Source organism: Aeromonas sp. LsrichE-8G (assembly GCF_022869435.1).
GTDB classification, from domain to species: Bacteria; Pseudomonadota; Gammaproteobacteria; order Enterobacterales; family Aeromonadaceae; genus Aeromonas; species Aeromonas caviae.
Map to the genome: position 1 here is coordinate 20,334 of NZ_JALIHH010000050.1, position 7,613 is coordinate 27,946.

The window sequence follows — 7,613 nt, forward strand, 5'->3', positions numbered from 1 at the left end:
TCGACTCAGCCGTGGTGACGGGGCGGACGCTCGAGACGCTTCAGGGGCGCCTCCGGCATGAACAGAGAGGGAGAGAGGTATGTCGGCCTGTCGGGCTCAAGCCGGGCAACCGTCAGGCTGTCGCTGGTGAGCACCGTCATGGCGAGCGCCGAGGTGAAGCTGCCGCAGGGCATGGCTTTTTCCAGGGTACGCTCGCTCTGGCTGCAATGGGGCGTCAGGGTACAGAGATCGGTGGCCGCACGGCTGCCAAACGACATCAGCACCAGCACCAGACTCCACAGTGGGAGCCAGCGGCGGGCGCGAGCGAGTTGGCGACGGGTCAGGACCATGAGACGACTCAATGACGAAAGAGGGCCTATGGTAACCCTTGGCCCAGGGGGAGGGTCAACCCCTCCCCCGTCTGCATCAGGGTTGCTGGCGGGTGGCCGCCAGCACGATCTCCCGCACGCAGACGTTGGCCGGCTGGTGCCAGGCGTAGAGCACGGCGTCGGCGATCACCTCGGGTGCAATGACGCCTCCCATCCGATCCTTCCAGTCGTGATAGCCCGCCTTGATGCTCTCGTCCGTGGTGTGGCTGAGCAGCTCGGTCTCCACCGCGCCCGGAGCGATGGTCACCATCCGCACGCCGACATCGGCCACCTCTTCCCGGATATTCTCGGTCAGGGCGTGAACGGCGAACTTGGTGGCGCAGTAAGCGGCATGGTTCGGGAAGGTCTTGCGACCGGCGATGGAGCTGATGTTGATGATGGTTCCGCTGCGGCGGGCCTTCATGCCGGCCAGTACCGCATGCACGCCATTCAGAACCCCCATCACGTTGATGTTGAGCATCTGCTGCCACTCGGCGGGATCCTGCACGTCGGCCTGTCCCAGCAGCATGACGCCGGCATTGTTGACCAGACATCCCACCGGGCCGAATTGCGCCTCCGCCTGCGCCACGGCGGCCTTCATGGCGGCGGTGTCGGTGACATCGACCCCGATGCAGAGGGTATCGGGCAGGTTCAGCGCCTGCATGGGCTCGACCCGGCGGGCCAGCAACAGCAGCGGATGGCCGGCGGCGGAGAAGGCGCGGGCAATGGCGGCACCGATCCCGGCGGACGCGCCGGTGATCACCACGAGGGACTTGGACATGGAGTTTTCCTTCTGATGCGTTGAAATGGGCGTCAAACAAGGGCTGGCCAGCACGGGACCCAGTCACTATAGTCGCTACATCCATCGGCGATAAATATAGTTTTCCGCTGGTTATCATCTGAATTAACTATGGTATCCCCATGCTGGACCTGAGATTGCTGCGCTTCTTCATCGCCATCTATGAAGAGAAGAACATCACGGCGGCGGCAGCCCGCTGCCACGTGAGCCAACCCTCCCTCTCCGCCGGCCTTCGCCAGCTCGAAGAGAGCCTGGGGGACAGCCTCTTCATCCGGGGCAAGAAGGGGGTGGAAGCGAAGGATCCGGCCCACTATCTCTATCCCCACGCCGTCAAGCTGGTGGAAGAGGCGCGTCGCCTGCCGACCCTGTTTCGCCAGAAGGCGACGCGTGCGAGACTCAACATGGCCATCATGCCCGACCTCAGCCGACCTCAGCCGACGTCGGCTGGCGGGATTGCTTCGGCGGGTGCAGGGGGTGCTGCCCGAGTTGGATCTCACCCTCTCCGATTACGGCACTCCGGCCGACTGCCGACTGACCCTGGATGCCCTGCGCCGGGAGGACGAGATCTTCCTGCCGCTCTGGGAAGAGGAGTACGTGCTGTGCGTTCCCAGGGGACACCCTCTTGCGGGCAGGGCGCGTATCGAGCTGGCTGAATTGCAACACCATGATTTCATTGAGTGCCCCCCCTGCGAAGCCCATCAGCAAACCATAGGCCTGCTGGCCTGTGACCGGCTCACCCTCAATCTGGTGGCCAAGGCCGAGAGCAAGGGGCTGGTGATGGCGCTGGTGCTGGCCGGGGTGGGCATCAGTTTCCTGCCCGACGGGCTGGTGGAGGACGAAGCGGACCTGTGCACCCTGCCCGTGAGCGGCCCCCGGATGTTCCGCCGCATCGGCCTCTGCTACCCCGCCCACCAGACCCTGAATCCGGCGCTGCGCGCACTGATCCCGGAACTGGCGGGCCAGGGAGCTTCTTGATAACGTTTCAGCTCACAGTCTGTCGCATGTGCCGGCAGCAGACCCTCTTCAGGAATCCCATGAAACGCATTCTGGTCATCTTTTCACACCCGGCACTGCAGAGTTCCCGGGCCAACAAGCAACTGCTGCACGCCATCGAGGGGCTGGAGGGGATCACCCTGCACGATCTCTGCCAACGCTATCCGGACATGTTCATCAACGTGAAACGGGAACAGGCCCTGCTGGCGGAGCACGACATCATCGTCTTCCAGCACCCCTTCTACTGGTACTCCTGCCCGGCCATCATGAAAGAGTGGATGGACCTGGTGCTGGAGTACGGCTATGCCTACGGCCCCGAGGCCCACGCCCTCAACGGCAAGCAGTGGCTCAGCGCCATCACCACGGGGGGTGGCCCCGAATCCTACTGCCGCGCCGGCTACAACCAGCGCCCGCTGCTCGACTTCCTGCTCCCCTTCCAGCAGACCGCACAGCTGTGCGGCATGCGCTGGCTGCCCCCTTTCGTGCTGCACTCTTTCCACAAGCTCGAGGATCCCGAGGCGCTGCACCGCTGCGGCCAGGACTATCGCCAGCTGCTGTGCGCCCTGCGTGACGAGCAGCTGACCCCGGTCCAACTGGCCGAGAGCCCCTATCTGCGCGATCTGCTGGGGGTACTCCCATGACACACACTCGATCCGGGCGCAGGCCCGGCCAGCCCTCACCGGCATTCATCATGTTAAGGAGGAGCCGCTGATGGGACATGGATTGCTGTTTGATGCCCTGATCTACCTCTCGGCGGCGGTGATCGCCGTCCCGCTGGCCAAGCTGTGGGGGCTGGGCTCCGTCCTTGGCTACCTGCTGGCGGGGATCATCATAGGTCCCTTCCTGCTTGGTCTGGTGGGCGAGCAGAAAGACGTGATGCACTTCGCCGAGTTCGGGGTGGTGCTGATGCTGTTTCTGGTCGGTCTGGAGCTGCGCCCGGCCCTGTTGTGGCAACTGAAAGGGCCCATCCTCGGCACCGGTGGTCTGCAGGTGCTGCTCACCAGTGTCGCCCTGACCGGGGTGGGTTATCTTTTGGGTCTGCCCTGGCAGCAGGGGCTCGCCATCGGTCTTATTCTTGCGCTCTCCTCCACCGCCATCGTGCTGCAGAGCCTGCAGGAGCGCAAACTGATGCAGAGCGAAAGCGGCCGCTCCGCTTTCGCCGTGCTGCTGTTCCAGGACATCGCCGTCATCCCCATCCTGGCGATCCTGCCGCTGCTGGCCATCGCGCCGGTCGCCAGCAGCGGCAGCTCAGAGCTGGCAGGCTGGCAGCACGGCCTGCTGGTGGTGGCCGCCATCGCCGGCATCGTGCTGGGTGGTCATTACCTGATGCGGCCGGTGTTTCGCGCCATCGCCCAGTCCCACATGCGGGAGATCTTCGTCGCTGCCGCCCTGCTGCTGGTGATCGCCATCGCCGTGCTGATGGAATCCGTCGGTCTCTCCCCCGCCCTCGGCTCCTTCCTCGCCGGCGTGGTGCTGGCGGACAGCGAATACCGCCACGAGCTGGAAGCAGACATAGAGCCGTTCAAGGGGCTGCTGCTCGGCCTCTTCTTCATGTCGGTGGGTGCCGGCATCGACTTCAGCCTCTTTGCCGCCCATCCCCTGTTGATCCCGGCACTGGTGATCGGTCTGATGGTGCTCAAGTGGCTGGTGCTGATGGGGCTCGGCTTTGTCATTCGCCTCTCCCCGAACCAGCGCTGGACCTTCGCCCTGGCCCTGGCCCAGGGCGGGGAGTTCGCCTTCGTGCTGTTCTCGTTCGCCGCCCAGAACAAGGTACTGCCGGGCAGCACCATCTCACTCCTGACTCTGGTCGTCGCCCTCTCCATGGCGCTGACACCGCTGCTGCTTATCCTCAACGATCGGGTGATCCAGCCCTGGTTCGACTACCGCAACCAGAGTGACACCCCCGAACATGAACAGCCCGAGCTGGTGGAACACCCGGTCATCATCGCCGGCTTCGGTCGCTTCGGTCAGATAGTGGGGCGCCTGCTCCACGGCCATGGTATTGGCACCACCATCCTGGAGCAGGATGCCAGCCAGATAGAGATGCTGAGAAAGTACGGCTACCAGGTGTTTTATGGGGATGCCAGCCGACTCGACCTGCTGCACGCGGCCGGCGCCCACAAGGCCAAACTGCTGGTGCTCTCCCTCAATGACCCGGCCACCTCCCTCGAAGTGATCGAGATGGTGAAAAAGCACTTCCCGCACCTCAGAATACTGGCCCGTGCCCAGGACAGACCCCATGCCCACGAGATCCTGCGCCACGGGATAGACAGCGTGCACCGCGAAACCCTGGGGTCGGCCGTGGATCTTGGGGTAGAAGCACTCACCCTCTTGGGATTCAGGGCCAATCAGGCCTGGCGTGCGGGGCAGATGTTCAAGCAGTATGACAACCGGCTGCTGCGGGAACAGGTCAACTACCTGGACGACGAGCACACCTATATCAACAAGAGCCTGCAATACCGCGACATCCTCTCCGACCTGCTGCAAGACGATCAGGAAGGACAGGAGCGTACCCACGCCCATCAATGGAACAGCGGTCTGCCCGACAACGACAAGGAAGCAACATGATTGCCTATTACCCCATGCTCAAACACCTTCACATGACCCTGGCCCTGGTCAGCCTGCTGCTCTTCCTCTACCGCTGGAGCCTGGCGCTGGCGGGCAGCGGGCGGCTGCAACAGAAATGGTTGAAGGTGCTGCCCCACATCAACGACACCTTCCTGCTGCTGTTTGGCGTGCTGCTGGCGGTGACCCTGCAGATGAGCCCTAGCCAGCAGCCCTGGTTGATGGCCAAGCTGATTGCCCTGGTGATCTACATCGGCCTGGGCGTCATGGCGCTCAAGCGCCCTGCCCGCGGTCAGAAGCTGGTGGCCGGAGTGGCCGCTCTCGCAGTATTCGGCTACATGGTGGGCGCAGCCATCACCAAATCAGCCTGGTCCTGGCTGACATAACGACGTGTCGAGGTGGGGGCCCGTCCCCCACCTCCTTCCCACCTTCCCCCTCCTTACTGCTTCCATTTCCTTCCTGTCACCCTGGTCGCGAGCATCCTCGCAAGACTTGTTTTCAATAAAAAAAGGCTCAAACAACCCCTTTTCATTGCTATTTTGTTTTATTTATCAATGCCTTGTTTCTTCATGTATGAAAATGGCGACAGTTGTCGCAGCAAAACTTGCGACATAGACTGTCGCAGGCCATGGCTAGGATACACTCAACGCTAAACCAGTGAAGGCATGCACCATGAGTAAGAAGCTGTTACGACAACTGACCTTGGCGCGTTGCATCCCGCACCGCCCTTACAAGCTGACCGCCAGCCAACTCCAGGTAAAACTGGAAGAGGAAGGCATTCACGTCAGTCTCCGTACCGTGCAACGGGACCTGGAAGAGATGTCCGGCATGGGACTGTTCGACCTCACCTCCGATGAGCGCAGCAAGCCTCATGGCTGGTGCTTCGAGCGCCATGGTCTCAATGACTTTGCCAACATCATGCCGCTCTCGCTGGCAGTGGCCCTGAAAACCTGGAGCGACCAGGCAAGCCAACTGTTGCCGGCAAGCGTGCTGACCGAATTGAACCCGCTGATCGACAAGGCTGGTCAGGTGATCCGCGACAGCCAGAGCGAACTGGCCGAGCGCTGGCTGGAGAGCGTGCACCAGTCACCTCGCCCCTTCGCCGGCAATCCGGAGATCCGCCGCAGCACCCTGATCCGCGACGCCCTCTGGCGTGGCCGCAAGTTCAGCGCCGAGATCCAGCGTGTCATCAAGGAGCGTACTGTCTGGCTCTGCTATGACCGCATCAATCCCCTCGGCATCCTGAACCAGCCCGATGGCCCCATCCTGCTCTGTACCCTCTCCGAGCTGGATCCCAAGGTCTACGGCATTCCGTTCGATCACATCAAGAACGTGGAGTTGACCAACTTCAGCGCGACCCAGCCGAAGGACTTCAATATCCAGAAGCTAATCCGCGACCAGGGTTATCAGGACGTCAGCGGTCCGATCCGCTTCGTCGGGCGCATCGATGCCAACTGCCCGACCCTGATCGATGGACAAATCCCGGGACATAACCCGCGTATGACCCGTTACGACAAGCGCAGCGTGGTGGTGGAGACCGAAGTGCAAGATACGCCCGAGTTCCGCTCCTGGCTGAACAACATGAGCGGCAACCTGGAGGTACTTGCACCCGAATCACTGCGCAAGGCCTACCCGACTCCTGGGACAAGGGTCAGCTAAAGAAACCAGCAGACAATACAAAGCCGAGATTTATCTCGGCTTTTGTCTACTTTTAAAGCATAAGTATTCAATTAATTTTGAACTCTTACACCCCTGATTGAAGCGGCTGCACCATCGTTTTCCTACCGATTTCTGCTTGTAAGAGATCTGCCATTCCCCCTGTAAGACCCCTCAGTGTTGAACCGTACGTGAAGCCATCCCGCACTGGGTATGCTTTCCATGGAAACTATCTAAGTAACTGATAAACGTAGATAATATTCCACACAAGCCCATTTCTGCACCGGATGTCACGGAATCCAAGCCGAATGCACACCTTGTTCGAGCCCGTAATTGCCTTAGTATGGGTCTCACAAGGACGAGCTGATTCGGCAGGATGCAGAAACAGCGCATAAACAAGGAATAGCCTGCAGGATGTGGGCAAGGAACACCTCGGGATGGGGTTGATAGCCAGGATGGTTATCACAAGGATCGACAGGACAACCGCAGGATGCGGTAGTTGGATACCTCAGGATGAGGTTGAGTGGCACGGATTGTCGCTCATCAAGGATGAAAGGACACCGCAAGACGCGGTCAGGAACAGCTTCAAGATGAAGCGTGATAGCCAGGATGGTTATCAGTCAGGATGACGCAGGAACACCACGGGATGTGGTAATGGACACCTCCAGGAAGGAGAGGGTGAAGCAATCAGGACAGATTGCCAGGCTAGGAAGGCCACAGGACACCCCAACGGATTGGGAAGGGGAATTTCCAAAGGAAAGGATAGCGTCAAGGATTGCAGGGAGCATGGCAGTTCAGGGAATGGACGAAATGACTTGAGGGGACAGCATCTGCTGTCCCCTTTTCTTTTGTGCACCCCATGCCCGCGACACAACAGAAAATGGAATCAGCCTGAGCGATCCTGCCTACATCACGCCATCTGCATCACTGATAACCTGTTTGTATACCCACCAGAGGCAGCCACAGTAGCGCTCCTTGCCTTTCCTCCGCCCTCCCTCATCTATACTCAGCGATATCCACTAGGCCCTCAGAGCGCAGCAGATCAGCCGCGGCCAACCAGCCAGAGTGCTCCTGGCGACTGATTCCAGGTAACAATGGCCACTGGCTTGGCTAATAACATCATGTCGATCAGCCAATAACATCATGCCGATCACCATTTTTCTACCCGCAGGAACTGCGTCTTTCTTTTACTCTGCCTGATCGGCATCGGTCAAGTTGATGCCCTGTTTTCGCATCGACTCACCTGTCAAACC

Annotated in this window: 6 protein-coding genes and 1 pseudogene; 5 read left to right on the forward strand and 2 right to left on the reverse strand. The window is 60.6% G+C overall.

Annotated elements, in window-relative coordinates; all coding sequences use genetic code 11:
* Nucleotides 1-5 precede the first annotated feature (5 nt).
* Both MUW49_RS10350 and MUW49_RS10355 read right to left on the reverse strand, forming a co-directional pair.
* Nucleotides 6-329: a hypothetical protein gene (locus MUW49_RS10350; RefSeq protein ID WP_010672576.1), complete on the reverse strand. Its 324-nt coding sequence runs from the start codon at nt 327-329 to the stop codon at nt 6-8.
* Between the two features lie 76 nt (nt 330-405).
* The gene (locus MUW49_RS10355; protein ID WP_182976160.1) at nt 406-1,128 is read right to left on the reverse strand and encodes an SDR family oxidoreductase; all 723 of its coding nucleotides are present in this window, start codon (nt 1,126-1,128) and stop codon (nt 406-408) included.
* Nucleotides 1,129-1,268: 140 nt separating this feature from the next.
* Here MUW49_RS10355 and MUW49_RS22060 point away from each other — a divergent pair.
* The 5 genes and pseudogenes from MUW49_RS22060 to MUW49_RS10385 all read left to right on the forward strand — a co-directional run bounded on the left by MUW49_RS22060 (nt 1,269) and on the right by MUW49_RS10385 (nt 6,363).
* Nucleotides 1,269-2,121, forward strand: a pseudogene (locus tag MUW49_RS22060) (LysR family transcriptional regulator).
* A 59-nt stretch (nt 2,122-2,180) separates the two neighbouring features.
* Nucleotides 2,181-2,780 (forward strand): NAD(P)H-dependent oxidoreductase, encoded by a 600-nt coding sequence (locus MUW49_RS10370; protein ID WP_134997649.1) that lies wholly within the window; start codon nt 2,181-2,183, stop codon nt 2,778-2,780.
* A gap of 70 nt (nt 2,781-2,850) precedes the next feature.
* Complete coding sequence (locus tag MUW49_RS10375) at nt 2,851-4,707, forward strand: monovalent cation:proton antiporter-2 (CPA2) family protein (RefSeq protein WP_210537908.1); 1,857 nt, start codon at nt 2,851-2,853, stop codon at nt 4,705-4,707.
* On the forward strand, nt 4,704-5,090 hold the full coding sequence (locus MUW49_RS10380) for a SirB2 family protein (protein WP_201957131.1): 387 nt from the start codon (nt 4,704-4,706) through the stop codon (nt 5,088-5,090). The genes MUW49_RS10375 and MUW49_RS10380 overlap by 4 nt, the downstream gene beginning before the upstream one ends.
* Nucleotides 5,091-5,376: 286 nt before the next feature.
* Nucleotides 5,377-6,363 (forward strand): WYL domain-containing protein, encoded by a 987-nt coding sequence (locus tag MUW49_RS10385; protein WP_029313511.1) that lies wholly within the window; start codon nt 5,377-5,379, stop codon nt 6,361-6,363.
* Nucleotides 6,364-7,613 lie beyond the last annotated feature (1,250 nt).